The sequence below is a fragment of the Streptomyces sp. GbtcB7 genome (assembly GCF_019091445.1).
Taxonomy (GTDB): Bacteria; Actinomycetota; Actinomycetes; order Streptomycetales; family Streptomycetaceae; genus Streptomyces; species Streptomyces mirabilis.
Genome location: NZ_JAGXJM010000448.1, coordinates 1 through 251 on the forward strand (window position 1 = coordinate 1; position 251 = coordinate 251).

Below are 251 nucleotides of genomic sequence, written 5' to 3' on the forward strand. Positions count from 1 at the left end.
GACGACGGCCAGCAGTCCAACGGACATGGGGGAAGCCTTTCGGTGGGTCGGCGCTCAGCCGTAGAAGAGATTCTCGAAGGCGCGGCGGGCTCGCCGCGCGGTCCGCAGCCAATCCTCCTCCACCTGCGTGGCCGAGCGCGGTTCATACTCCAGGAGGCGGCCGATCCCGTCGAGTTTGCCACGGTCGCTCGGCAGCACGTCGCTCGTCTGACCGGACAGGAGCGTGTTCGCCGAACGGAGGCGACTCGCGA

General features: G+C 68.5%; 1 protein-coding gene. It reads right to left on the reverse strand.

Annotation, left to right across the window (positions count from 1 at the left end; translation table 11 throughout):
• Positions 1-54: 54 nt before the first annotated feature.
• Positions 55-251 (reverse strand): hypothetical protein (locus KVT44_RS56475; RefSeq protein WP_217577076.1); only part of this gene is annotated, 197 nt, incomplete at its 5' end.